Raw genomic sequence first — 1,087 nt, forward strand, 5'->3', positions numbered from 1 at the left:
CAGGGTCATTGCGTTCTGCGGTAACTGCTGGTCACGGCGGTGATGAGGTCGTGGGGGCGGCGGTTGGCCTGGCGGGTGGCGCGGGCGATGTTGGTCGCGCCGGTGGTGCGGTGGTAGCCGATCGCGGTATTACGCAGGGTGGCGATGACGGCGGGTCCGTTGCCGGTTCTGGTGTGGTGTAGATCTTCACGGAACGTCACGTCGCGGACGTGGTGGATCATGTTCTCGATGTGCCAGTGCCCGCGGATCCAGGTCTGTAGGTCGCTGGGCAGTGCCTGGCCGGCGGGTAGTGACACGGTCAGATAGGCGGTTTCACGGCTGGTTTTACCAGCGACGATGCGGGTGCGGGTGATCCGGACGGCCTGCTCGGCGTGCGGGAATCCGATACCACCGGGCGTGCCGACGGTGACGGCTTTGACGGTGCGGGTCTCGCGGCGGCCGTGGCCGCGGTCGTGGGTCCGGTCCCCGACCGGGATCTGTGCCCAGGGTAGGCGTTTGAGCTGTGTGAACAGGGTCGGCTGGTTGGCTTTGACCTGGACCATCAGGTGCGCGCCCCGGCGCGTGACCTCCTCGGCGTGCCTGGTCTGGGTGTGTAGGGCATCGGCGGTGAATAGCACCCCGGCGAGGGTGCCGAGCACCGTCTCCACGGCGTCGAGCAGCGGTGCGAACGCCGGGATCTCATTGCTCTTGGCGTCCACGGTGATCTGGGCAAGCACGACGCCGGTGCCGGTGTCCAGCGCGGACAGCAGATGGACCTGGCGGCCGTCGGTCAGGCGGGCGGCGCGCAGGGTCTTGCCATCGATGGCGATCACCGTGCGGTACCGCTTCGATCGTGCTGGCACGGCGGGAGTACGCGTGCGTAGCCAGCCGGCGAGGATGATGCTGAGCAGGCTGTCGTCCAGGCGGGTCAACAGTCGCCAGACGGTGCTGCCGACCGGCACGCCTCGGGTGAACCCGAGCCGGTCCTGGGCGTCTTCGTCCAGGTCATGCAGCCAATCCGTGATCGCTGCGAAAGACGATGCTCCGGCCATGACGGCGCAGACCGCCACCGCCAGCAACGCGGTTAGCGGGTACCGCACGCCGCGCG

At 68.4% G+C, this 1,087-nt stretch carries 1 protein-coding gene; it reads right to left on the reverse strand.

All coding sequences use genetic code 11. The features are described 5' to 3' along the window. Positions 1 to 5 precede the first annotated feature (5 nt). Positions 6 to 1,087 (reverse strand): ISAs1 family transposase (locus E1258_RS32775; protein ID WP_371688721.1); only part of this gene is annotated, 1,082 nt, incomplete at its 5' end.

Source organism: Micromonospora sp. KC207 (genome assembly GCF_004348615.1).
GTDB lineage: Bacteria > Actinomycetota > Actinomycetes > Mycobacteriales > Micromonosporaceae > Micromonospora.